The sequence below is a fragment of the Dokdonella sp. genome (assembly GCF_051958935.1).
Taxonomy (GTDB): Bacteria; Pseudomonadota; Gammaproteobacteria; order Xanthomonadales; family Rhodanobacteraceae; genus Dokdonella_A.
In genome coordinates this window covers 1-24,774 of record NZ_JBQCFP010000030.1, presented here as the reverse complement: position 1 = coordinate 24,774, position 24,774 = coordinate 1, and the positions used below count along the sequence as shown (strand labels likewise).

22 protein-coding genes and 1 tRNA gene are annotated in these 24,774 nt (G+C 67.3%); 1 reads left to right on the top strand and 22 read right to left on the bottom strand.

Translation table 11 applies throughout. From position 1 onward, the window contains the following. The 5 genes from ACTHK2_RS03455 to ACTHK2_RS03435 form a co-directional block, all read right to left on the bottom strand. The coding region (locus tag ACTHK2_RS03455; protein ID WP_440244298.1) for an InlB B-repeat-containing protein at window positions 1-2,390 on the bottom strand (2,390 nt) is incomplete at its 3' end. Between the two features lie 16 nt (window positions 2,391-2,406). Next, complete coding sequence (locus ACTHK2_RS03450) at window positions 2,407-2,928, bottom strand: GNAT family N-acetyltransferase (RefSeq protein ID WP_440244297.1); 522 nt, start codon at window positions 2,926-2,928, stop codon at window positions 2,407-2,409. Between the two features lie 130 nt (window positions 2,929-3,058). Beyond that, window positions 3,059-3,577, bottom strand: coding sequence for a phage tail protein (locus ACTHK2_RS03445; protein ID WP_440244296.1), 519 nt, complete (start codon window positions 3,575-3,577; stop codon window positions 3,059-3,061). A gap of 9 nt (window positions 3,578-3,586) precedes the next feature. After that, window positions 3,587-4,075: a phage tail protein gene (locus ACTHK2_RS03440; RefSeq protein WP_440244295.1), complete on the bottom strand. Its 489-nt coding sequence runs from the start codon at window positions 4,073-4,075 to the stop codon at window positions 3,587-3,589. Window positions 4,076-4,114: 39 nt separating this feature from the next. Next, window positions 4,115-4,630: a phage tail protein gene (locus tag ACTHK2_RS03435; protein ID WP_440244294.1), complete on the bottom strand. Its 516-nt coding sequence runs from the start codon at window positions 4,628-4,630 to the stop codon at window positions 4,115-4,117. A gap of 145 nt (window positions 4,631-4,775) precedes the next feature. Between ACTHK2_RS03435 and ACTHK2_RS03430 the strand changes: the two genes are divergently transcribed. Continuing rightward, window positions 4,776-5,183, top strand: coding sequence for a DUF6916 family protein (locus tag ACTHK2_RS03430; protein ID WP_440244293.1), 408 nt, complete (start codon window positions 4,776-4,778; stop codon window positions 5,181-5,183). Between the two features lie 5 nt (window positions 5,184-5,188). Here the strand turns inward: ACTHK2_RS03430 and ACTHK2_RS03425 are convergent, their stop codons facing one another. The 17 genes from ACTHK2_RS03425 to ACTHK2_RS03345 form a co-directional block, all read right to left on the bottom strand. Beyond that, window positions 5,189-5,497, bottom strand: a complete 309-nt coding sequence (locus ACTHK2_RS03425) for a DUF6916 family protein (protein ID WP_440244292.1) — start codon at window positions 5,495-5,497, stop codon at window positions 5,189-5,191. A gap of 150 nt (window positions 5,498-5,647) precedes the next feature. Then, window positions 5,648-7,747: a polyribonucleotide nucleotidyltransferase gene (gene pnp / locus ACTHK2_RS03420; protein ID WP_440244291.1), complete on the bottom strand. Its 2,100-nt coding sequence runs from the start codon at window positions 7,745-7,747 to the stop codon at window positions 5,648-5,650. A 168-nt stretch (window positions 7,748-7,915) separates the two neighbouring features. Beyond that, on the bottom strand, window positions 7,916-8,185 hold the full coding sequence (rpsO, locus tag ACTHK2_RS03415) for a 30S ribosomal protein S15 (protein WP_131999389.1): 270 nt from the start codon (window positions 8,183-8,185) through the stop codon (window positions 7,916-7,918). 218 nt (window positions 8,186-8,403) lie between these two features. Then, on the bottom strand, window positions 8,404-9,336 hold the full coding sequence (gene truB, locus ACTHK2_RS03410) for a tRNA pseudouridine(55) synthase TruB (protein ID WP_440244290.1): 933 nt from the start codon (window positions 9,334-9,336) through the stop codon (window positions 8,404-8,406). Window positions 9,337-9,367: 31 nt separating this feature from the next. After that, the gene (gene rbfA / locus ACTHK2_RS03405; RefSeq protein WP_440244289.1) at window positions 9,368-9,712 is read right to left on the bottom strand and encodes a 30S ribosome-binding factor RbfA; all 345 of its coding nucleotides are present in this window, start codon (window positions 9,710-9,712) and stop codon (window positions 9,368-9,370) included. A gap of 144 nt (window positions 9,713-9,856) precedes the next feature. Then, window positions 9,857-12,478, bottom strand: a complete 2,622-nt coding sequence (gene infB / locus ACTHK2_RS03400; RefSeq protein ID WP_440244288.1) for a translation initiation factor IF-2 — start codon at window positions 12,476-12,478, stop codon at window positions 9,857-9,859. Between the two features lie 126 nt (window positions 12,479-12,604). Further along, on the bottom strand, window positions 12,605-14,098 hold the full coding sequence (nusA, locus tag ACTHK2_RS03395) for a transcription termination factor NusA (RefSeq protein ID WP_440244287.1): 1,494 nt from the start codon (window positions 14,096-14,098) through the stop codon (window positions 12,605-12,607). A 353-nt stretch (window positions 14,099-14,451) separates the two neighbouring features. Next, window positions 14,452-14,976: a ribosome maturation factor RimP gene (rimP, locus tag ACTHK2_RS03390; protein ID WP_440244286.1), complete on the bottom strand. Its 525-nt coding sequence runs from the start codon at window positions 14,974-14,976 to the stop codon at window positions 14,452-14,454. Window positions 14,977-15,203: 227 nt separating this feature from the next. Then, window positions 15,204-15,280: transfer RNA gene (locus ACTHK2_RS03385), tRNA-Met, on the bottom strand. A gap of 90 nt (window positions 15,281-15,370) precedes the next feature. Continuing rightward, window positions 15,371-16,840, bottom strand: coding sequence for an NADH-quinone oxidoreductase subunit NuoN (gene nuoN / locus ACTHK2_RS03380; RefSeq protein WP_440244285.1), 1,470 nt, complete (start codon window positions 16,838-16,840; stop codon window positions 15,371-15,373). A gap of 10 nt (window positions 16,841-16,850) precedes the next feature. Next, window positions 16,851-18,359 carry an NADH-quinone oxidoreductase subunit M gene (locus ACTHK2_RS03375; RefSeq protein WP_440244284.1) on the bottom strand — a complete coding sequence of 503 codons (1,509 nt, stop codon included), beginning with the start codon at window positions 18,357-18,359 and terminating at the stop codon, window positions 16,851-16,853. 19 nt (window positions 18,360-18,378) lie between these two features. After that, complete coding sequence (gene nuoL, locus ACTHK2_RS03370; protein WP_440244283.1) at window positions 18,379-20,439, bottom strand: NADH-quinone oxidoreductase subunit L; 2,061 nt, start codon at window positions 20,437-20,439, stop codon at window positions 18,379-18,381. A gap of 106 nt (window positions 20,440-20,545) precedes the next feature. Beyond that, entirely contained in the window at window positions 20,546-20,851 is a 306-nt protein-coding gene (gene nuoK / locus ACTHK2_RS03365) for an NADH-quinone oxidoreductase subunit NuoK (protein WP_131999407.1), read from the bottom strand. Further along, a complete protein-coding gene (locus tag ACTHK2_RS03360; protein WP_440244282.1) occupies window positions 20,848-21,480 on the bottom strand; it encodes an NADH-quinone oxidoreductase subunit J in 633 nt (210 codons plus the stop codon). Before ACTHK2_RS03360 ends, nuoK begins: the two co-directional genes overlap by 4 nt. 13 nt (window positions 21,481-21,493) lie before the next feature. Then, window positions 21,494-21,982 (bottom strand): NADH-quinone oxidoreductase subunit NuoI, encoded by a 489-nt coding sequence (gene nuoI / locus ACTHK2_RS03355; RefSeq protein ID WP_440244281.1) that lies wholly within the window; start codon window positions 21,980-21,982, stop codon window positions 21,494-21,496. An 11-nt stretch (window positions 21,983-21,993) separates the two neighbouring features. Further along, on the bottom strand, window positions 21,994-22,986 hold the full coding sequence (gene nuoH / locus ACTHK2_RS03350; protein ID WP_440244299.1) for an NADH-quinone oxidoreductase subunit NuoH: 993 nt from the start codon (window positions 22,984-22,986) through the stop codon (window positions 21,994-21,996). Between the two features lie 63 nt (window positions 22,987-23,049). Next, a partial coding sequence (locus ACTHK2_RS03345) for a molybdopterin-dependent oxidoreductase (protein ID WP_440244280.1) occupies window positions 23,050-24,774 on the bottom strand: 1,725 nt, incomplete at its 5' end.

The following is a 24,774-nucleotide window of genomic DNA, read 5'->3' as shown; positions in this document are numbered from 1 at the left end:
AGCGAGCCGCCGCAGGTGCCGCCGACGGGCGTCGCGACGTGATAGCCGGCATTGGGCGTCAGTGTGAACGCGACCGTCGCGCCGTGGTTGACGGCCTGCGGCGTCGACGGACTGATAGTCCCATTGCCGCCGGTCACGCTCGGGGTCACGGTGTGCGTGTCGATCGCGAAGCTCGCGATGACCGTGCAGTCGGCGTTGACCGCGATCGTCGTGTAGACGTTGCCGGCGAGGCTGCCGCCGCAGGTGCCGGTGACGGTCCCGACGTGGTAGTTCGCCGCCGGCGTCAGCGTGAAGCTCGTCGTCGCGCCATGGTTCACCGTCTGCGGCGTCGACGGGCTGATCGTGCCGTTGCCACCGGCCACGCTCGGCGTCACCGTGTGCATGTCGATCGCGAAGCTCGCGATGACCGTGCAGTCCGCGTTGACCGCATTGGTCGTGTAGACGTTGCCGGCGAGGTTGCCGCCGCAGGTACCGGTGACGGTGCCGACGTGGTAATTCGCGGCCGGCGTGAGCGTGAAGCTCGTCGTCGCGCCGTGGTTCACCGTCTGCGGCGTCGACGGGCTGATCGTGCCGTTGCCGCCCGTCACGCTCGGCGCCACCGTATGCGTGTCGATCGCGAAGCTCGCGATCACCGTGCAGTCGGCGACGATCGCACCGGTCGTGTAGACGTTGCCGGCGAGGCTGCCGCCGCAGGTACCGGCGACGTTGGCGACGTGGTAGTTGGCAGCCGGCGTCAGCGTGAAGCTCGTCGACGAACCGTGGTCGACCGTGACCGGCACCGCCGGGCTGATCGAGCCGTTGCCACCGGAAACGCTCGGCACGACCACGTGCGTGTCGATCGCGAAATTGGCGACGACCGTGCAGTTGGCGACGATCGCATTGGTCGTGAAGACATTGCCGGACAGGTTGCCGCCGCAGGTGCCGCCGACACCGGCAACGTGATAGTTCGCCGCCGGGCTCAGCGTGAAGCTCGTCGTCGAGCCGTTCGTGACGGTCTGCGGCGTCGACGGCGAGATCGTGCCGTTGCCGCTGCCGACGCTCGGCGTGACGGTGAAGGTCGCCGGCACGAAGGTCGCGACGCAGGTGCGGGCGCCGGTCATCGCAACCGTCGTCGTCGGGTTCGCACCTCCGACGCAGGCGCCGCTCCATCCGCTGAACAGCTGCCCCGCATTCGGCGTCGCGGTGAGCGTCACGACCGGCTGCACTTCGCCGTCGTAATACGCCGTGCAGTTGCCGGTGCAGTTGCTGATGCTGCCGATCGTCGGCGCCGGATTCGCGCCGGCCGACACGCTGCCCGATCCGCCGATCGTCACGGTCAGCGGGAACTGGCGGTACTCGACCGCGCCGATGTCGCAGTGGATGCCTTGCGGGCGCGTGAAGCCGCGCTGGTCGGCCGCCGTGCACGACGTGCCGCTCTGTTCGAGCAAGGGGCTCGTCGGTTGCGGCAGCTGGGTGGGCGTGGCGCCACCATTGTTCGTCAGGGCGCCGAGCAGCGGGGCGGTGCCGTCGGCGAGATCGCTCGCGACGTAGCCGGTGCCGTCGCCGCGCGTGCGCACGAGGTTGCGGCCGCCAGAGACGAGGCCGCCGCCGAACGCGCCGTGCAGGTCCGGATTGGTCGGCGTACCGCCGCCCGTGCTGCCGCCGCTGACCGCGCTCGCCGAGAGGTTGAGCACCGCGGCGGAGCTGCCTTTGTAGACATTGCCGCCGCTTTCGCCCGCGCTGTTCGCGGTGATCGTGCTCGAGGCGATCGTTGCGCTGCCCTCGTTGAAGCTGACGCCGCCGCCGCTGCAGGCATTGGCGGAATTCGCGGTGATCGTGCTGTTCGTGATGGTGAGGCTCGATCCCGGCATTTCGCTGCGGATCGCGCCGCCGCCTGCGCAACCCGGATCGGTCACCGCGTTGCCGACGAGCGTGCTCGCGCGCACGGTCAGCGCGCCGGTGTTGTGGATCGCGCCACCAGCGTCACCGGCGTTGTTCGCGCCGAACACCATGCCGTCCAGCACGAGCGTGCCGAGGTTCTGGATCGCGCCGCCACGGCCACCCGCGCCGGCCCATCCGTGCGTGAGCGTGAGTCCGGAGACGTTCGCCGTCGCGCCTCCTCCGACCGTGAAGATGCGGCTGCTGTTGCCGCCGTCGACGGTCAACTGGTTAGCACCGGGCCCGGTGATCGTCGTGCCGTTCGGGATCGCGATCGAACCCGACGTCAGGTTGATCGTGCCGCTCACGTTGAACGTTACCGTGCCGCCGGCGGCGGCGACGGCACGCAGGCTGCCGGCGCCGCTGTCCGCGGTCGTCGTGACCGTGCCGGCCAGCAACGGCCCGGCGCCGAGCAGCAGCGCGAGGCTGGCGGCGATCCGTACCTGGCGAATTCGATCCGTAGCGCGATTCATGAGTGCCTGCCCCTGTTCAAGCCGCCTGCTCCGCGTGCGGCGCACGCGGTCGGCGTTCCATCAATCGGTAGATCGGTCCGGCGTCGCCGATGAACTCGAAGCCGTGGCGGAGATATAGATGCTGGGCCGGATTGGCGTGCTCGACGTGGATGTGCATCGTGAGCGCATCCGCGTCCGCTTCGCGCGCGAGGGCTTGCAGCAGGCGCGAGCCTATGCCGCGACCGCGATGCTCCGGCAGCAACGCGATGTCGATGATGTCGAGCGAACCTGGCCGGCGTTCGACGTAGAGCCGCCCGACGTCCTGTCCTTCGCAGGTCACGACGTGGAAACGCGACGTGTCGTAGTTGCGCCAGTAATCGGTGTGCTGCGCCGTGTGCTGCATTCGCAGGAAGGACTCGATCTGCTCTTCGCTCCAGCCGAGAGGCCCCAGCTCTTCGATGCGCGTGCCGGCGTAGATGCGATAGAGCAAGGCATCGTCGTCGGCACGCAGTTCGCGCAATGCGAAATGCGGCGATGATGGCGCGTCGGCGGTACTCACGCGCGGCCCGGGGAAATGTGCGCGGTCGCGACGCACGAACCGGCCCGGCCGTTGCGCACGGTCCCGCGTGGCGCGACATTGCAGCCGGACATGCGGATTTTGCCGTCGGAAGGTTCGGACATTGCCGGGCTCAATTGCGCGCAGGGTAGATGCCTTCGAGGGCAATGCAGAAATTGACCACGGCGTAGGGCTGCATGTTGTAGTGCGGCAAGCTGCTGCCTGCCGACCCCGTGCTCTGCGGCGCCAGCGTCGTGGTCGGGCTCGAGCCGCCGGCGTAGATGCTCTGCGCGCCCTGCGCGAGCAATGACCCCGTCGCATTCGCGCGATCGGCGCGCGCGCCCTGCGCACCGAGCGCGTGATTGTGTGCCGGCAGTTGCTGCACGGTGAGCGCGACGGTCTCGCTGCCGCCGTTCTCGCCAAGGCTGCGAGGCGTCAGGCCTGGCCCTTGGCCCTGATGCATCGGCGAGCGCGACTGCAGGTCGGGCAAGGCGAACGTGGTCTGGCCGTTGCCGCCATAGAACGTGCCGAGCAGCGAGAACAATGCGGTGTTCTGCGCGATCGACATGACCTGGCCGTTGCACATGGCCCAGCGATGCGGTGCGAAGTTGCAACCGAACATGCGGATTTCACCGAGGAAAGGCTGGGACATGGCCGGCGCTCAGTTGCGGGAAGGAAAGATGCCGTAGAGGGAGATCACGAAATTGATGCAGAGGAACGGATGCATGTTCGGGTGCGGCTGGCTGCCCCCTGCCGGACCGACCTCTTGCGGCGCCATCTGGACGGGATTGCCCGTATCGTGCGTGTACACGTCGGCTTCGCCGGACCCGAGCATGTTCCCTGCGGGGGAATTCGTGCGCGTGCCATCCCGCGCCGCATTCAAGGCATGCTGATGGATCGGCATGTCCTGTGCGAGCAGCGTCACCGTTTCCGTGCCGCCGCTTTGGCCGATCGTGTAGCCGGACAGGCCCACTCCCGTGCCTTGGTGCAATGGCAGGCGCCCGCGCAGGTCAGGCAGCCCGAACGTCGTCACGCCGTCGCCGCCATAGGTGGTGCCGATCAGCGCGAACAATGCGTCGTTCTGCGCGATCGAAAGCACTTGGCCGTTGCACGCCGCCCACCCGGCTGGCGGGAAGTTGAAGCCGACCATGCGTATTTCGCCGATGAAAGGGTTGGACATGGGACGTGCTCAGTTGCGGGACGGGTAGACGCCCTGCAGGGCGATCGCGAAATTGACGGTCAGGTACGGCTGCATGTTCGGGTGCGGCTGGCTGCCCCCGCCGACGCCCGTCGACGTACCGAGCGACGTCATCTGCGACGCGCTCACGCGGTAGGGTTTGGCCGTCGTCGGGGTGGCCAGCAAGGCGTTGGACGGCCCGCCTGACGGAGGCGCGCTGGTGGCGGCCAGTGCATGCTGATGCGCGGGCATCTCGCTGACGGTCAAGGTGTGCGATTCGGCGCCGCCGAGCTCGCCGAGCGTTCGGCTGGAGAGGTTCGAGCCCTGCCCCGCGTGCATGGGCACGCGCGATTGCAGGTTCGGCAAGGCGAAGGTCGTGACCCCATTGCCGCCGTAGGTGGTTCCGAGCAGGGAGAACAGCGCCTGGTTCTGCTGGATGGGCAGGATTTGCCCGCTGCACAACGCCCAGCCACGCGGAGCGAAGCTGAACGAGAACAAGCGGATCTCGCTCATGAACGGCGTCGTCATCGTATTGTCCCCTGTGGATCCGCCCGGCAGAACCGTCCGAACCCGTGCATGGTAGGCGCTCGGTGGCCGCCAACTCAAGCGCGCGCGATTGCGCGGCTACGCCGGCGGGCATTAGACTCGGCGGCGTTCCGGGGGAGTCGAACACATGTCGCAGCGCCGCCGCTTCCTGCTCCAGTTGGGTGCCGCATCGGTCGTCCTGTCGCTCGGCAAGGCGGGCGAAGTGTTCGCCGCGGCGTCCGCGCCGGCCGCCGCCGATTTCAGCGTGTCCGCGTTCACGCCGTTGATCGGCCGGTCCTTCAAGCTCGTGCGCGAAGGCACGTCGGCGGACCTGCGCCTGGCCGAGGTCGTGCCGCTGAAGAATGCGAAAGGCTACCCCGACGAGAAGCGCGCGCTCGAACGCTGTTTCACGCTCGTGTTCCGCAGCGAACAGCCGTCCGCGCTCGCGGACGGCATCTACGAGTTCGGCACCGCCGGCCGCGCGGGCTTCAGTGCGTTCATGTCGCCGATCCTCGGTGACAAGCGCAGCTACCAGGTCGTGTTCAGCCAGACCTGAGCGCCTCAGCCCGCGCCGATCGCGCGGTTGAAACACGCCTCGTACACGACCTGCCCGCCTTCGATGCCGACCGGCACGAGGAAGATCTCGTGTACGGGTTCGCCGTCGAACACGATGTCGTAGAGACCCTGCTGCGGCGCGCCGTCCGCGCGGAAGAGCAGCGCGAACTGCTCGTAGCCCTGCCGTTCACGGCGCCCCCCGACTTCGCTGAGCATGCCGGCGCGCTCGGCGCCGTCGTCGGCGTTTTTTGGGATCAGGCGGCACGCGCGCCCGGCCAGCGCAGCGAAATCCTCATGGCGCATCGATGCAGTCATCTACGGCAACTCCTCGCGAAACGAAGTCTAGCAGGCACGCCTGCGCGTGCTTCGTGCGATCCGCCGATGCCGCGATCGCCATGCGGCCGGAGGACGGGAACGAAAAAGGCGGGCACGTGGCCCGCCTTCTTTCATTCATGCGACGAACGGTCAGGCCGCGCCTTCTTCCTCGACCGCCTTCATCGACAGGCGGATGCGGCCCTGCTTGTCGACTTCGAGCACCTTGACCTTGACGATGTCGCCTTCCTTGAGCTTGTCGGAAACCTTCTCGACGCGCTCGTTGGAGATTTGCGAGACGTGCACGAGGCCATCCTTGCCCGGCAGGATCGTCACGAACGCGCCGAAGTCCATCAGCTTGGCGACCTTGCCCTCGTAGATGCGGCCCGGCTCGACGTCGGAGACGATCTGCTCGATGCGCTTCTTCGCCGCTTCGCCCGCGTCGCGATTGACCGAGGCGATGAGCACGGTGCCGTCGTCGTTGATGTCGATCGTCGCGCCGGTCTCGTCAGTGATCGAGCGGATCGTCGCGCCGCCCTTGCCGATCACTTCGCGGATCTTGTCCGGGTGGATCTTCATCGTGATCAGGCGCGGCGCGTACTCGCTCATCTCCGCACGCGGCGTGCTGATGACCTTGTTCATCTCGCCGAGGATGTGCAGGCGACCGCGCTTGGCCTGCTCGAGGGCAACCTTCATGATCTCCTCGGTGATGCCGTCGATCTTGATGTCCATCTGCAGCGCGGAAATGCCGTCGGCGGAGCCGGCGACCTTGAAGTCCATGTCGCCGAGATGGTCTTCGTCGCCGAGGATGTCGCTGAGGACCACGAAGTTCGAGCCTTCCTTGACCAGGCCCATCGCGATGCCCGCGACCGGCGCCTTCAGCGGCACGCCCGCGTCCATCATCGCGAGCGAGGAGCCGCACACCGACGCCATCGACGACGAACCGTTCGACTCGGTGATTTCCGAGACGACGCGCAGCACGTACGGGAACTGGTCGAGCGCCGGCTTCACCGCCTGCACGCCGCGCTTGGCGAGGCGGCCGTGGCCGATCTCGCGGCGCTTGGGCGCGCCGAAGCGGCCCGCTTCACCGACCGAGAACGGCGGGAAGTTGTAGTGGAACAGGAACGGATCCTTCGACTCGCCTTCCGGCGCGTCGATGATCTGCGCGTCGCGCGTGGTGCCGAGCGTGCAGACGACGATCGCCTGCGTCTCGCCACGCGTGAACAGCGCCGAGCCGTGCGTGCGCGGCAGCACGCCGACGCGCACGGTGATCGGGCGCACGTCGTCGAGGTTGCGGCCGTCGATGCGTACCTTGGTATTGAGCACGCTGTCGCGCATCGTACGGTATTCGAGCTCGGCGAATTCCTTGCCGAGGTCGGCGGCGGCCCAGCCCTTCTGCTCGGCTTCGGCCTTGAGCGACTCGAGCACGTCGGACTTGATCGCGGCGATCGCGTCGCGGCGCTGCAGCTTGTCGCGCACCTGGAAGGCTTCGGCGAGCTTGTTGCCGACCGCAGCCTTGAGCGCGGCGACGAGCGCGTCGTTGCGCGCCGGCGGCTGCCAGTCCCACGACGGCTTGGCGGCCTCGGTCGCGAGCTCGGCGATCGCGCGGATCACCACCTGCATCTGCTGGTGGCCGAACACGACCGCGCCGAGCATGACTTCTTCGCTGAGGAGCTTGGCTTCGGACTCGACCATCAGCACCGCGTTGGCGGTACCGGCGACGACGAGGTCGAGGTCGGAGGCCTTCGTTTCGGTCGCGGTCGGGTTGAGCAGGTACTTGCCGTTGGCGTAACCGACTCGCGCGGCGCCGATCGGGCCCTTGAACGGGATGCCGGCGAGGCTGAGCGCGGCCGACGCACCGATCATCGCCGGGATGTCACCGTCGACCTCGGGATTGAGCGAGAGCACCTGCGCGATGACCTGCACTTCGTTGCGGAACTCTTCCGGGAAGAGCGGACGCACCGGGCGGTCGATCAGGCGCGAGGTGAGCGTTTCCTTTTCGGTCGGGCGGCCTTCACGCTTGAAGAAGCCCCCGGGGATGCGACCGGCCGAATAGAACTTCTCGACGTAGTCGACGGTGAGGGGGAAGAAGTCCTGCCCCTCGCGCGCCTTCGGCGCCGCGACCGCGGTCACGAGGACGACGGTGCCGCCCATGCTGACCATGACCGCGCCCGTCGCCTGGCGGGCGATTTCGCCCGTCTCCAGCGTGACCGTATGCGCGCCGTACTGGAACGACTTGGTTACTTTCGCCACGTTGTTAGTCCTGTCTGAAGGCCCATTCCCCATGGAATGCGCTCGTGCTTCACTTGAAGAGTGCGGCCATGGATGGCCGCTCTGGAATTTCATCTGTCTGGAACGCATTCGTCCATGAGCGGCCCGACTGGGCCGTGTCCATGGACGAACGCACAAACAACGGCACGCTTACCGACGCAGGCCGAGGCGCTCGATGAGCGACTTGTAACGCTCGGCGTCCGCCTTCTTGAGGTAGGCCAGCAGGCTGCGGCGCTGGTTCACCATCTTGAGCAGGCCGCGACGCGAATGATGGTCCTTGTCGTGGTCGGCGAAGTGCTTGGAAAGGTGCTCGATGCGTGCGGACAGCAGGGCGACCTGCACTTCCGGCGACCCGGTATCGTTCTTGCCACGACCGAAATCGGCGATGATCTTGCTGGTTTGTTCAACGGAGAGGGACATGGTGTCTGCCTTTTGATGGAACATACGGCGCGGATCAGCCCGGGCATTCGGCCCCAGCGCAAGCCGCGTCAGGAAACCCGGCTCGCGCCGGGACGAAACTAAGCTCCCTATTCTAACCCGTTTCCCGCTTGAATGGCGCGCCGCCGCACACGGCGTCACCCTGCCCGGCCGCGCGCTTGGACGCCCTCTGGTTGCCGCGACTACCCCCGTTCGCGTGTTCAGTCCGGCGACCGCTCAGCCGCGACGGCATTGAAGCCGCGCAGCACGCGTATTTCCCCGCCCTCGGCGATCTCGACGAGGGCGACCAGGCGGCCGCCCGGCTCGATCGCACAGGCCCGTGGCATTACGGCCGCTCCCGGCCTCACTGGCCGACGACCCTGGGCGAGCAGTGCGGCCTCTGCCGCCGACACGGCGATTTGCGGCAGCGCGGCGAGGCCGCGCTCGAGCGGCAGCAGGCAGGCATCGAGCGCTTGGGGACCTTCGGCGGCGAGCGCCTCGAGGCGTTCCAGTGTGAACATCGCCGGTTGCATGAACGGCTCGACCCAGGTCCGCCGCAACATCGTCACATGCGCCCCGCAGCCGAGCCGTTCGCCGAGGTCGCGCACGAGGCTGCGCACGTAGGTGCCCGAGCCGCATTCGACCTCGAGGCGCAGGCGGTCGCCGACGCGAGCGAGCAGTTCGAAACGGTACACGTCGACTTCGCGTGCAGGCACGACGACGTCCTCGCCGCGGCGCGCGCGCCGGTACAGCGGCTCGCCGCCCTGCTTGAGTGCCGAGTACACCGGCGGCACCTGCGTGATGCGACCGGTCAGAGCCGCGGTAGCGCGCCGGATCGCTTCGTCGTCGAGCGGCGGCAGTGCGCGGCGTTCGACGACGTCCCCTTCGGCATCGTCGGTGGTGGTGGTCGTGCCGAGCGCGCATTCGGTGACGTAGGCCTTGCGCGCACCGAGCAGCAGGCCGGCGATCTTGGTCGCCTCGCCGAAGCAGAGCGGCAACAAGCCGGTCGCGAGCGGATCGAGGCTGCCGGTATGGCCGGCCTTCTCGGCGCGCAGCAGGCGTCGCACCTTCTGCAGGGCCTGGTTCGAACTGAGGCCGGCGGGCTTGTCCAGCAGCAGGATGCCGTGCACCTCCCGCCACGCGGCCTTGGCCATCACGATCTCCCGGCGGACATGGTCGCCGCGATCAGGAGTCGCCGCGCAGCAGCGTCTCGATGCGCTCGCCGCGATCGACCGAGTCGTCGTAGCGGAAACGCAGCTCCGGCACGCGTCTCAGCTTCATCGAGCGCGAGAGTTCACGCCGGAATTCCTTGGCGAGCTCGTTGAGCGCCGCGACCGCCTCGGGTCCCTGGTCGCCGAGCAGCGCAGTGACGTACACGGTCGCCACGTCGAGATCCTTGGTGACCTCAACATCGGACACGCTCACCGACGGCAGCGCGTGTTCGCGCACGGCGCCGTGCACGAGCAGCGCGACCTCGCGGCGCAGTTCCGCCGAGACGCGATCAGAGCGGTTGAAGGATTTGGCGGGCATGGATGCCGTTATTGGTGATTGGTGATTGGTGATTGGTGATTCGTGATTCGTGATTGGCCAAAGCGCAAAGCGACCCGGAAAGGAGATCTAGGCACTTTCTAACCACCACTCACCAATCACCAATCACCAATCACGGCTCGCACGTCACAGCGTGCGAGCCACCTCGATACGCTCGAAGCACTCGATCTGGTCGCCCGGCTTGACGTCGTTGTACTGCTTCACGCCGATGCCGCACTCGGTGCCGTTGCGCACTTCGTCGACGTTCTCCTTGAAGCGGCGCAACGACTCGAGTTCGCCCTGGAAGATCACCGTGTTGTCACGCAGCACGCGGATCGGCTTGTGCCGTTTGACCGTGCCTTCGATGACCATGCAGCCGGCGACCGCACCGAACTTCGAGCTGCGGAACACCTCGCGCACCTGCGCCACGCCGATGATCTCCTCGCGCACTTCCTTGCCGAGCATGCCCGTCGCGACCTGCTTCACCTGGTCGATGACGTCGTAGATGATCGAGAAATAGCGCAGGTCCAGGCCGTTCGCCTCGATGATGCGCCGCGCGGATGCGTCGGCACGCACGTTGAAGCCGATGATCACTGCCTTCGATGCCGCGGCGAGCGTGGCATCCGATTCGGTGATGCCGCCGACGCCGGACGCGATCACGTTGACGCGGATCTTCTCGGTCGTGATCGCGGTGAGCGATTCGCGCAGCGCCTCGGCCGAACCCTGCACGTCGGCCTTGACGACCAGGTTGAGGCTCAGCTGGCCCGTGCCCTCGCCCATCTGCGCCATGATGTCTTCCATGCGGTTGCCGGCCTGCTTGACCAGGCGCGACTCGCGGCGCTTGTGCTGGCGCTGCAACGCGACTTCCTTGGCCAGGCGTTCGTCGGCGACGACGACGAAATCGTCGCCCGCCTGCGGTACGCCCGAGAGGCCGAGCACCTGCACCGGAATCGACGGGCCGGCCGATTCGACTTGGCTGCCGGTCTCGTCGAACAGTGCGCGCACGCGGCCGTATTCGACGCCGCAGACGACGAAGTCGCCGCGCTTGAGCAGGCCCTGCTGGACGAGCACGGTCGCGACCGGGCCGCGGCCCTTGTCGAGGCTCGATTCGATCACGGCGCCGCTCGCGCGGCCGTCCGGCACCGCGGTGAGGTCCATGACTTCAGCCTGCACCGAGATCGCGTCGAGCAGCGCGTCGACGCCCATGCCGGTCTTCGCCGACACCGGCACGAACTGCACGTCGCCGCCCCACTCTTCCGGCACCACTTCGTGCTGCACGAGGCCCTGCTTGACCGTGTCCGGGTTCGCGTCCGCCTTGTCCATCTTGTTCATCGCGACGATCAGCGGCACCTTCGCGGCACGCGCGTGCTGGATCGCCTCGATCGTCTGCGGCATCACGCCGTCGTCGGCCGCGACCACCAGCACGACGATGTCGGTCGACTGCGCACCGCGTGCGCGCATCGACGAGAACGCGGCATGGCCGGGCGTGTCGAGGAAGGTGATGACGCCCTTCGGCGTGTCGACGTGGTAGGCGCCGATGTGCTGGGTGATGCCGCCCGCTTCGCCCGCCGCGACCTTGGTGCGGCGGATGTAGTCGAGCAGCGACGTCTTGCCGTGGTCGACGTGGCCCATGATCGTGACCACCGGCGGGCGCGTCGCCTTGTCGCCTTCATCGCCGGCCTGCTGCGCGAGCAGCGTCGTTTCCGCGCTGGTGTCCTCGGCCGCGACCACCTTGTGGCCGAGTTCCTCGGCGACCAGCACCGCGGTGTCGTGGTCGATCGCCTGGTTGATCGTCACCATCACTCCCATCTTGAACAATGCCTTGACCACGTCGGCGCCCTTGACGGCGAGCTTCGCCGCGAAGTCGGCGACCGTGATCGATTCACCCACCGAGATCTCGCGCACGACCGGCGCGGTCGGCCGCGAGAACGCGTGTGCGGGGCCGCTGCGCGACTGCTCGACCTGGCGCGTCTTCGGACGCTTGCGGCCCGTGCGGCGGGCCGCGCCTTCGCGCGAGAGGTGCAGTTCGTTGCCGAAGTAGCGCGGGCCGCTGTCGTCGCTGCCACCGTCGTCGCGCATGCGGTGCGAACCGTGCTTCGCCTTGTGGCGATGCGGTGCATCGGCGGGAGCGCCGCTGCCGGGTGCTTCGCGCGGGCGGTCCGCCCGCGGCCGCTCCGCGGCGTTCGCGGTCGCGGCCGGCTGGGCAGCCTGAGCAGTGCCGGGTTCGGCCTTCGCCTCATCTTCGGTGCGGCGACGCGCCTCGTCCTCGGCGGCGACGCGGCGCGCCTCTTCGGCCGCGCGCATGCGGGCGTCTTCTTCCTGGCGGCGGCGATCGGCTTCGGCGCGGGCGCGGTCTTCCGCTTCGCGCTTGAGTTGCGATTCACCGAGCTTGCGCAGGGCCTCCTCGCGCTCCGGGTCGACCTGCTGCGACTCCTCGACCGTGCTGCGCTTGACGTAGGTGCGCTTCTGGCGCACTTCGACATTGACCGTCTTCGCGCTCGCGCCGCGCTGGCCCGGCACCACGGTGATCTCGCTGACCGTGCGCCGCTTGAGGGTGATCTGCTTGGGCGAGGACGCCGCTTCCGCGGGCGCTTCTTCCTTTTTGCCGTGCGTGCGGCGCAGGAAGCCGAGCAGTTTCACCTTTTCGGTGCTGCTGATGACCTGGTCGGGGTCGGAGAACTTCATGCCCGCTTCGCCGAGCTGCGCGAGCAGTTTGTCGACCGGTGTGCCGAGGACCTTGGCCAGTTGTTTGATCGTGACGTCCGACATCGATTTGGTACTCCGTGGCCCTGCGACGCGTGCGGTGGTGGTTCCGACCGGCGGCGCCTCGCACCGGCGCCGTCCGTGTGTTCTCGTGTTGCCGCGACGCGCCTCGCGCGCCACCTGGTGCCCGGGTTACGCGGCGGCACCCTCTCGCGCGGCCATGATCAGCGCCGCCGCCTGGTCCTCGTCGATGCCCTCGAGGCCGAGTTCCATGAACTCGTCCGTGGCGAGGTCCGCGAGGTTTTCACGCGTGACGATGCCGTGCGACGCAAGTTCGAACGCGAGGCTCTCCTCCATGCCCTCGACCGCGAGCAGGTCGTCGGCGGGCTTGTGTTCCTCGATGCCCTCCTCGACCGCGAGCGCATCGGTGAGCAGCGCGTCGCGCGCTCGCGCACGCAACTCCTCGACGATGTCCTCGTCGAAGCCCTCGATGCCGAGCAGCTCCGCGGTCGGCACGTAGGCGATTTCCTCGACCGTCGAGAAGCCTTCCTGCACGAGGATCTGCGCGATCTCTCCGTCGACTTCGAGCTTGGCGATGAACAGTTCGCGCGCGGCGGTCTGCTCGGCCTCGCTCTTCTGGCGCACCTGGTCGGCCGTCATCACGTTGAGCTGCCAACCGCTCAGCTTGCTCGCGAGGCGCACGTTCTGGCCGCCGCGCCCGATCGCCTGCGAGAGCTTGTCCTCGGCGACCGCGATGTCCATCGAGTGCTTTTCCTCGTCGACGATGATCGACTGCACTTCCGCCGGCGCCATCGCGTTGATGACGAACTGCGCCGGATTGTCGTTCCACAACACGATGTCGATGCGCTCGCCGTTGAGCTCGTTCGACACCGCCTGCACGCGCGAACCGCGCATGCCGATGCAGGCGCCGATCGGATCGGTGCGGTGATCGTGCGCGAGCACGGCGATCTTGGCGCGGTCGCCCGGATCGCGTGCGCAGGCCTTGATCTCCACCAGGCCCTGGCCGACTTCCGGCACTTCGAGCTTGAACAGCTCCATCATCAGTTCCGGCGCGGTGCGCGACACGAACAGCTGCGGGCCACGCGGCTCGGACTTCACCTCGTACAGGTAGCCGCGCAGGCGATCGCCGGTGCGCACGGCTTCGCGCGGGATGCTGCGGTCGCGCGGCACGAACGCTTCGGCGTTGCCACCGAGGTCGAGGTAGATGCTGCCGCGCTCGACGCGCTTGACGATGCCGGTGATGAGCTCGCCGACGCGATCCTTGTAGGCGTCGACGACGAGCGCACGTTCGGCTTCGCGCACGCGCTGCACGATGACCTGCTTGGCCGCCTGCGCCGAAATGCGGCCGAAATCGGGGTTTTCGATCTGCTGCTCGATGAACTCGCCGACCTCGATGCCCTCGACTTCGTCGACCGCGTCCATGAGGCGGATCTGCCGGTCCGGCGATTCCATCACGACGTCGTCGGCGACGACTTCCCAGCGGCGGAACGTCTCGTAGTCGCCGCTGTCGCGGTCGATCGACACGCGCACCGCGACATCCTCTTCGGCGTAGCGCTTCTTCGCGGCGGACGCGAGCGCGGCCTCCATCGCTTCGAAAATGACGCCCCGCGGAACGCCCTTTTCGTTGGCGACCGCATCGACGACCAGCAGCAGATCTTTGCTCATTGTTGGGCTCCTCGGAACGACATCGCTGTCGTCCGAACGACGACTTCAATCCTGTTTGTTTGCCGCTTCGCCCGACCGTCGCCGGGCGGGCCTTTCGCTTGCGTTGGGTACTTCGGTAATGCTTCCACAACCCCGCCCGTCCTGCGGACGGGCGCCCCCTTCACTCAAGGGGGGCTCATTTTCGCTCCGCGAAAACGTCGGGCTCCTCGGAACGACATCGCTGTCGTCCGAACGACGACTTCAATCCTGTTTGTTTGCCGCTTCGCCCGACCGTCGCCGGGCGGGCCTTTCGCTTGCGTTGGGTACTTCGGTAATGCTTCCACAACCCCGCCCGTCACGAGGACGGGCGTCGATCACTTCTTCTTGCGCTTCGGCGCCACCGCCGGCTCGGCCTTGCCGGGCTTGGCCGGGGCAAGCCCGAGCGCGACGTAGTCGGGCACGAGGCGCGCCTTGGCGATGTTCGCATGGGCAATCTCGACCGGCTTGCCATCCTGGTCGATCGTCACGCGTTCGTCGTCGACCGCGTCGATTCGGCCTTGGAACCGGCGCCGCCCGTCGAGCGGCAGGTTCACGCTGATCTTGACCTGCTCACCGCGGAACCGCTCGAAGTGCGCGGGCGTGAACAACGGGCGTTCCAGGCCTGGCGACGAGACTTCGAGCGTGTAACGACCGGCGACCGGGTCGTTGACGTCGAGCAGCGCGGAGATCTCGCGGCTGGCCCGCTCGCAATCGTCGATCGTGACACCGCGCTCGGCCTCGTCGATGTAGACGCGCAACAGGCTGCCTCCCGCACTCGGGCTGTATTCGATGCCGACCAGTTCGAGGCCGAGGTCGACGATCGCGGGTTCCAGCAGCTGGGTCAGTTCGTCGTTGGTCATGGCATCCGTCGCGATCGTCCGTGACCGCCCGAGGCAAGGACGCCCATGCGGTCGCCATTGCGGGTAAAGCAAAAACACAAACAAAAAATGGGCACGAGGCCCATTCCGTAGTTCGCCGTTGTGTCGCATCCAACATCGGCGGAGCCGCCCGGAGGCGGCCGGCGCGTCCTGCGCCTGGCCAGAAAAAAAGCCGCTCGAGGCGGCCTTTTCCCTGGACCTCTTGAAACTGGTAGCGGGGGTAGGATTTGAACCTACGACCTTCGGGTTATGAGCCCGACGAGCTGCCAGACTGCTCCACCCCGCACCGAGCTACGCAGTGTAGCGGCAACACTTCGTCACGGCAAGCCCGTATTCGGGGCAAGGCCGTGGCGGTCCGCCGCCGTTCAGCACGCGATCAGCGCGCGGCGACCATGAGGGCGCTGTTGCACCAGTCGAGCAGCGGCCCCCAGAAGACGCCGAGCGCGAGCAGCGCGAGCCCGTTCAGCGACAGCGCCCAGCGGAAGCCGCGGTCGCCCGGCAACTCGAGCGCGGCGGCATCGTGCGGCGCGTCGAAGTACATGACCTTGACCACGCGCAGGTAGTAGTACAGCCCGACGATCGCGAACACGATCGCGACGATCGCGAGCCACATCTGGCCGGCGTCGATGACCGCCTTGAGCACCATGAGCTTGGCGAAGAAGCCGAACAGCGGCGGCACGCCGGCGAGCGAGAACATCGCGATCGCCATGACGCCGGCATACCACGGGTTGCGCTGGTTGAGGCCCTTGAAGTCGTCGATCTCCTCCGCCTCGAAGCCGGCGCGCGCGAGCAGCATGATCATGCCGAACGCAACGGTCGCCATCAGCGCGTAGCTGATCATGTAGAACATCGCGGCCGCGTAACCGCTCGCGCTGCCGTTGACGAAACCGAGCAGCAGGAAGCCGACGTGCGAAATCGTCGAGTACGCGAGCATGCGCTTGAGGTTGGTCTGCGCGATCGCGAACACGTTGCCGACGGCCAGCGACAGCACCGCGAGTACGCCGAGCATCTGCGTCCAGTGCGCGTGCATGCCGCCCATCGCGCCGTCGAGCAGGCGCCAGGTCATGCCGAACGCGGCGAGCTTGGACGCCGAGCCGACGAACAGCGTGACCGCGGTCGGCGCACCCTGGTAGACGTCCGGCAGCCACATGTGGAACGGCGCCGCGCCGAGCTTGAATGCCGCACCGACGACGAGGAACACGAGGCCGAACGCGAGCAGCACGCGATGCGGGCTGTTGGCCGAGAAGTCGGCGACCGCATGGATCTTCGCGAGGTCGAGCGTGCCGGTCGCGCCGTAGATCATCGACATGCCGTACAACAGCAGGCCCGAGGCGAGCGCGCCGAGAACGAAGTACTTGATCGCCGCCTCGCTCGATACCGCCGAATCGCGATTGAGCGCGACCAGCGCGTACGAACTCAGGGTCAGGAGTTCGAGGCCGAGGTAGACGGTGACGAGGTTGCCCGCGGAGACGAGCAGCATCATGCCGAGCGTCGCGAACAGGAGCAGCAGGTAGAACTCGCCGACGAAGAGCTTGCGCTGGCGCAGGTAGTCGCGGCTGTAGAGGAAGACCAGGCCCGTGGTCAGCAGCACGAACACCTTGAGCACGGTGGCGACGCCGTCGCGCACGAACATGCCGTTGAACGCTGCGATGCCGCTGCCCTGCACCGGCGCGCCGCGCCAGACGAGCACGCCGGTCGCGAGCAGCGCGGCGAGCGAGAGCCAGTGCGTGACGTCGCGCCGCGCCGGCTTGAGGAACAGGTCGATGAGCAGGATCGCGCAGGTCGCCCCGAGCAGAAACAGCTCCGGCAGCATCGTCGCGAGATCGGCGGGATTGAACTGGATCATGTCGGGTGGCTCACATCTTGGCCAGGGCGAGCTGCTGCACGAGCTGCTGAACAGCAGGTTCCATCAGGTCGGTCAGCGGCTTCGGATACACGCCGACCGCGAGCACGCCGGCGGCGAACGCGCCGAGCACGATCCATTCGCGCAGGTCCAGATCCTTCATCTTCGCGACCTTGTCGTTGCCGACCTCGCCGAACACCACGCGCTTGACCAGCCACAGCGTGTAGGCGGCGCCGATGATCAGTGTGAACGCGGCGACCGCGGCGATCAGCGGGCTGTCCTGGAACGCGGCGATGATGACCATGAACTCGCCGACGAAGCCCGAGGTGCCCGGCAGGCCGCAGTTCGCCATCGCGAACAGCACCATGAACGCGGCGAACCACGGCATCACGTTCACGACGCCGCCGTAGTCGCGGATCATGCGCGTGTGCAGGCGGTCGTACATGACGCCGATGCAGGAGAACATCGCGCCGGAAACGAAACCGTGCGAGATCATCTGCACCATCGCGCCCTGCACCGCGAGGCGCGCGCCGCCCGGGTTCGCGTTGACGCGCACGAGCGCGAGTGCGACGAACAGGCCGAGCGTGACGAAGCCCATGTGCGCGATCGACGAATACGCCACGAGCTTCTTCATGTCTTCCTGCACCAGCGCGACGTAGCCGATGTAGACCACGGCGATCAGCGACATCGCGATCACGACCCAAGCGTATTCCTGCGAAGCGTCCGGCGTGATCGGCAGCGAGAAGCGCACGAAGCCGTAACCGCCGACCTTCAGCATGATCGCGGCCAGGATCACCGAGCCGCCGGTCGGCGCCTCGACGTGCGCATCCGGCAGCCAGGTGTGCACCGGCCACATCGGCACCTTGATCGCGAACGCGATGAGGAACGCGAAGAACAGCCACGCCTGCTCTTTTGCATCGAGGCTCGCATGGGCGAAAGCGTCGAGCGAGAACTCGCCGGTCTTCATGTGCAGGTAGATCAGCCCGACCAGCATGAAGATCGAGCCGAGGAACGTGTAGATGAAGAACTTGAGCGTCGCGTAGACGCGCCGCGGACCGCCCCAGATGCCGATGAGGATGAACATCGGGATCAGCATGCCTTCGAAGAACACGTAGAAGAGCAGCGCGTCGGTCGCCGCGAACACGCCGACGAGCAGGCCCTCGAGCGCAAGCATCGCCGCCATGTACTGCGACACGCGCTCCTCGATCGGGCCCCACGCGCCGAGGATCACCAGCACGCTCGTAAACGTGGTCAGCACGATCAGCGCGATCGCGATGCCGTCGACGCCGAGCGCGTAGTTGGCGTTGAGCGCGGGGATCCACGCCAGCGTTTCGACGAACTGCATGCCGGGGATCGAGGGCACGTAGCCCGTCCACAGCGGGATCGAAATCACGAACGTCGCGACGGCGGTCGCCAGCGCGAGCCAGCGCGCGGTATTCGCCTGCCGGCCGAAGGCGAGCACGGCGATCGCGCCGAGTACCGGCAGCCAGATCAGGAGACTCAGAAGATGCGGAAGATGCATGGTCGTGTCAGTCCGTCGATCAGGGCGCCAGGTGGTTGACCCACCACACGCCGCCGAGCAGCGCGATCAGGCCGAGGATCATGGCGAAGGCATAGTGGTAGAGATAGCCGGACTGCAGCCAGCGCACGGTCGCGGCGACGCGATCGACCAGCGCGGCCGAGCCGTTCACCGCGACGCCGTCGATGAGGCCGGCGTCGCCGCCCTTCCACAGGCCGCGGCCGAGCGCGATGCCGCCGCGCGCGAATACCGCCTGGTAGAGCTCGTCGATCCAGTACTTGTTGTTGAGCGTGTCGTAGAGCGGGCGCAGCGCGTTCTTGAAGCGCTCCGTGACGCCGGGATTGAACAGCCAGATCCAGGTCGCGAGGGCGAACCCCGCCAGCGCGGGCCAGAACGGCGAAGTCAGGCCGAAACTGTGCAGCACCATCGCGAGCGGACCGTGGAATTCGTGGCCGATCTCGGCGAGCACGTCGCGGCCTTCTTCCTGGCTGACGAGGATCGCGCCGCCGAACCAGCCTCCGAACAGCATCGGCCCGACCGTGAACCAGCCGATGACCACCGACGGAATCGCGAGCAGCGCGAGCGGCAGCGTGATCACCCACGGCGATTCATGCGGCGCGTGTGCGAGATGGCCCGGCTCGTGATGGCCATGGTCGCCATGGTGCTCGTCGTGATGGCCGTGGCCGTGACGGTGCGTGTCGACGACGAAGCGTTCCTGGCCGTGGAACGTCTTGTACAGCAGGCGGAAGCTGTACAGCGCGGTCACGAACACGCCCGCATAGACACAGAAGTACGCATAGTCCGCGCCCCAGCGGTGCGACTCGCCGACCGCCTCGATGATCGCGTCCTTGGAGAAGAAGCCGGCGAAACCGGGCGCACCCGCGAGCGCGAGCGAGCCGAGCCACATCGTGATCCAGGTAATCGGCATGTACTTGCGCAGGCCGCCCATGTAGCGCATGTCCTGCTCGTGGTGCATCGCGACGATGACCGAGCCCGCGCCGAGGAACAGCAGCGCCTTGAAGAACGCGTGCGTCATCAGGTGGTAGACGCCGCCCGCGTATGCGGAGACGCCGAGCGCGACCGTCATGTAGCCGAGTTGGGACAGGGTCGAATAGGCGACGACGCGCTTGATGTCGTTCTGCACGATGCCGATCAAGCCGGTGAACAGCGCGGTGGTCGCGCCGATCACGAGCACGAACGACAGCGCGGTCTCGCTGAGCTCGAAGATCGGCGACATGCGCGCGACCATGAAGATGCCCGCGGTCACCATCGTCGCGGCGTGGATCAGCGCGGAGATCGGCGTCGGACCTTCCATCGAATCCGGCAGCCAGACGTGCAGCGGCACCTGCGCCGACTTGCCCATCGCACCGATGAACAGGCAGATGCAGACGATCGTCGCGACGTGCCACGGGTGCCCGGCGAAGATCTCGACCGTGCGCGAGGCGACGAGGTCGGACGCGGTCGCCGCGAACACCTGCGAGTAATCGAGCGAACCGAACCAGAACAGCACACCGGCGATGCCGAGCAGGAAGCCGAAGTCGCCGACGCGGTTGACGAGAAACGCCTTCATGTTGGCGAAAATCGCGCTCGGCCGCTTGAACCAGAAGCCGATCAGCAGGTACGAGACGAGGCCGACCGCCTCCCAGCCGAAGAACAGCTGCAGGAAGTTGTTGCTCATGACCAGCATGAGCATCGAGAACGTGAACAGCGCGATGTAGCTGAAGAAGCGCTGGAAGCCGTCGTCATCGGCCATGTAGCCGATCGTGTAGACGTGCACCATTAGCGAGACGAAGGTCACGACGACCATCATCATCGCGGTGAGGCGGTCGACGAGGAAGCCGACGTGCGCGTCGATCGGGCCGACCTGGAACCAGGTGTAGAGGTTCTCGTTGAACGTGGCCGCGCCGCCCCAGACGAGCTGGTAGAGCACGTGGAACGACAGCACGCACGAGAGCAGCACGCCCGCGATCGTGACGCCCGCGGCACCCTTGCGGCCGACCTGGTTGCGCAGGAGCCCCGCGACGAGCGCGCCGAACAGCGGCGCGAGGACGATGAGGAGCAGTATGTGGGAATTCAAAGCCATGTTCTTTTGCTCGTCGTCCCGGCGAAAGCCGGGATCCAGTTGTTCTTTTCCGGTCGGTCGAAGAGCTGGATTCCGGCTTTCGCCGGAATGACGGCCCCTTGTTCTCTCAGCCCTTCATCGAATCGATTTCGGTAACGTTGATCGTCGCGCGGTTGCGGAACAACACGACGAGGATCGCGAGGCCGATCGCCGACTCGGCCGCGGCGACGGTGAGGATGAAGAACACGAACACCTGTCCCGACGGATCGCCGAGGAAGCGTGAGAACGCGACGAAGTTGGTGTTGACCGCGAGCAGCATCAACTCGATCGCCATCAGCAGGGTGATGACGTTCTTGCGGTTGATGAAGATGCCGGCGACCGCGATGCAGAACAGCACGGCGCCGAGCGTGAGGAAATGCGCGAGCGTGATCATGGCGTTCTCTCCCCGGCCTCGGCGGGCGTGGCGGGCTTCTCGGCGGCCATCTTGACGATGCGAACGCGGTCGCGCGCCTTCACCATGACCTGGCGACCCGGATTCTGGGTGCGCACGCCGGTGCGGCGGCGCAGCGTGAGCGGGATCGCGGCAACGATCGCGACGGTGAGGATCAGCGCGGCCACTTCGAACGGCAGCAGGAACTGGCTGAACAGCGCGTTCGCGAGCCAGGACGTGTTCGACATGCCCGCGGCAGCCGCAGGTTCCGGCGGCGCCGGCAGTTGCATCGAGCGCACCCCGATGAGGCCGAGCATCTCGACCAGCATGACCACCGCGACGACGACGCCGACCGGGAGTGCGCGCACGAAGCCTTCGCGCAGTGGGTCGAGGTCGAGGTCGAGCATCATCACGACGAACAGGAACAGCACCATCACCGCGCCGACGTAGACGAGCACGAGCGCGATCGCGAGGAACTCCGCGTCGGCGAGCAGCCACGTGCAGGCGGTCGAGAAGAACGTGAGCACGAGGCAGAGGGCGGCGTGCACGGGGCTGCGCACCGAGATCACCGCGAGTGCGGCGGCCACGGTGACCGCGGCGAAGGCGTAGAAGCAGATCAGCTGGAAGCTCATGGGTCTGTGTCCGTCAGCGGAACGCCGCGTCCTGCGTACGCGCGGCCGCGATCTCCTTCTCGAAGCGGTCGCCGATCGCGAGCAACTGCGGCTTGGTCACGATGTTCTCGCCGCGCTTTTCGAAGTGATACTCGTGGATCGACGTCTCGACGATCGAGTCCACCGGGCAGCTTTCCTCGCAGAAGCCGCAGAAGATGCACTTGAACAGGTCGATGTCGTAACGCGTGGTGCGACGCGTGCCGTCCTCGCGCGGCGCCGAGTCGATCGTGATCGCGAGCGCGGGACACACCGCCTCGCACAACTTGCACGCGATGCAGCGCTCCTCGCCGTTCGGATAGCGGCGCAGCGCGTGCAGCCCGCGGAAGCGGTTGGACTTGGGAATGTGCTCCATCGGGTAGCGCACCGTGTACTTCGGGCGCCACAGGTACTTGAACGTGAGCCAGAGGCCGGCCCACAGCTCCAGCAGCATCAGACTCTTGAGGTAACTCGTGACTCGATTCATTGCCTGTCGCCTCAAGCGCCCGTCGTGACCCAGCCGAAATACTTCATGCAACCCGCCACGAACACCCATACGATCGTGATCGGGATGAACACCTTCCAGCCGAGACGCATGATCTGGTCGTAACGGTAGCGCGGGAAGCTCGCGCGGAACCAGACGTAGGCGGTCGCGAAGAAGAATGCCTTGCCCGCGAGCCACCACCAGCCCGGCGCGCCGAGCGCTCCCCACGACGCCGGGAACGGCGACAGCCAGCCGCCGAGGAACAGGATCGGCGCGAGGAACGACACGAGGATCATGTTCGCGTACTCGGTCAAAAAGAACACCGCGAACGGCGCGCCCGAGTACTCGACGTGGAAGCCCGCGACGATCTCCGATTCGCCTTCGGCGACGTCGAACGGGGCGCGGTTCGTCTCGGCCACGCCCGAGACGAAGTAGATGACGAACATCGGCAGCAACGGCACGCAGAACCAGTCCAGCAGGCCCTTGCTGCCCGCCTGCGCCTGCACGATGTCGGAAAGATTCAGGCTGCCGGCGAGGATCAGCACGCTGACCAGCGAGAAGCCCATCGCGATCTCGTAGCTGACCACCTGCGCGGCGGAGCGCATCGCTCCGAGCATCGCGTAACGCGAGTTCGATGCCCAGCCGGCGATGATGATGCCGTACACGCCCATCGAGGTCATCGCGAGCAGGAACAAGAGGCCCGCATTCGCGTTCGACCAGGCGACGTTCGGGCCGATCGGGATCACCGCCCACGCCGCGAACGACGGGATCAGCGCCCACAGCGGAGCAAGCAGGAACAACGCCTTGTTGGCGTTCGCCGGGTAAACGACTTCCTTGAGCAGCAGCTTGAACACGTCGGCGAACGTCTGCGCGAGGCCGAACGGGCCGACCTTGTTCGGCCCCATGCGCACGTGCATCCAGCCGATGACCTTGCGTTCCCACCACACGTACATCGCGACGCCGATGATCAGCGGCACGAGCGGCAGCAACAACAGGCCGAGCGCCATCGACAGCGTCGGGAACGTCGACACGAACCAGTGGAACGCGGCGGTGATCGAGTCCATGCGTCGTCAGGCCTTCGTGATGTCGAGGGAAGCGCCGTGCGGCGGCAAATGCGACGAACCCTTGAGGCCGGCCTCGATCCACGCACCGCCGCGCGGCACCCGGGTCGACAGCTCCACCGGCAGCTCGACGCCGGAGACGCGCGCGATCGCGCCGGCGCCGATACCGAGCGCGAGCGCGTCTTCCGGATGCAGGGTCACGCACGCGGACCGCGCGAGCGGGTGCGCCTGCAGCGGGGGCGAGCGACGCACGACCGCATCGGCGGCGTAGATCGCCGTGGTCGCGATGCGCACGAGGCGGCCGTGCGCGGGTTCGACGCGCGGACGCAGCGCGTTCGTCGCCGTCGCCTGCGATGCGCCGTCCGCGGCCATCTGCGCGCGCACTTCGCCGATCTCGGTGAACTCGAAACCCGGCACCGACAGCGCCGCGCCGAGTGCGCGCAGCACCTTCCAGCCCGGTCGCGCGTCGCCTGGCAGCTTGGCCGCGGCGGCGAGCACCTGGGTGGTGCCGTCGAGGTTGGTATAGCTGCCATCGATCTCAGGCGGCAGGCCGATCGGCAGCACCGCGTGCGCGGTGCGCTGCACGCCGTTGCACGCGTACGCGCCGACGTAGACGCAGAATTGCGCCTCGGTGCGCGCGCGGTCGAATGCGGCCGGAGCGCTCGTGTCCTGCGAACCCGTGTGGTAGACGACGAGGTGCTTGGGCGGATTGGCGAGCAGCGCGCCCGCGTCGCGGCCGCCCTGGCGCGGCTGCGCGCCGGCGCGGGCGAGGCCGATCGCATTGGCGCCGCCCGGAATCTCGTTGACGGCCGAATGCGTGACCTTGCCGATGAAACGCGCGGCCGCGCGCAGCGACGACGCGTTCGGATGGTTGAGCGCGGTTTCGCCGAGGACGATGACGGACTCCGACGCATCGGCGAGCAGCTTCAGCAGCGCCTGCGCGTTCGCACCGGCGTTGAGGCCCGCGATGGACTGCGCGAGCGTGGACGACTCCGGCAGGTGGCCGGCGTCGTTGGCCGCCTTGGCGAGGCCGAGCAGCGCGTCGAGCATCGCCGCCGGCGTCACGATCGACTTGCCGGCGAGCTCGAAATTCAAGTCGAAGTCGACCGGATTGATCGCATGTACCTTTGCGCCGGCGCGCACCGCCTTGCGCAGGCGCTGTGCGATCAGCGGCACCTCGTGCCGCGGATTGCAGCCGACGAGCAGCACCGCCTTCGCCTTGTCGATCGCCGCGACCGGCATCTCGAACGGCGCGGCGACCGGCGCATCGGCGAAGTCGAGCGTGCGCAGGCGATGGTCGATGTGGTCGCTGCCGATGCCGCGCAGCAGGCGGCCGAGCAGGAAACCCTCTTCGCTCGAGGTGAGCGGCGCGACCAGCGCGCCGACGTCACCGCGCGCGTCGCGCAGGTGGTCGGCGACGAACGCGAGCGCCTCGGCCCAGCTCACCTCGACCAGTTCGCCGGCGCGACGGATCATCGGCTTCTGCGCACGGTCCTTGGCGCGCAGGCCATGGTTCGCATAGCGGTCGCGGTCCGAGGCCCAGCACTCGTTGATCGCCTCGTTGTCGCGCGGCACCGCGCGCAGCACTTCGCCGCGGCGCGTGTGCAGCCATAGATTGGTGCCGAGCGCGTCGTGGTAGCCGATCGACTCGCGCGCGATCAGTTCCCACGGGCGGGCCTTGAAGCGGAACGGCTTGTTCGTCAGCGCGCCGACCGGGCAGACGTCGATGACGTT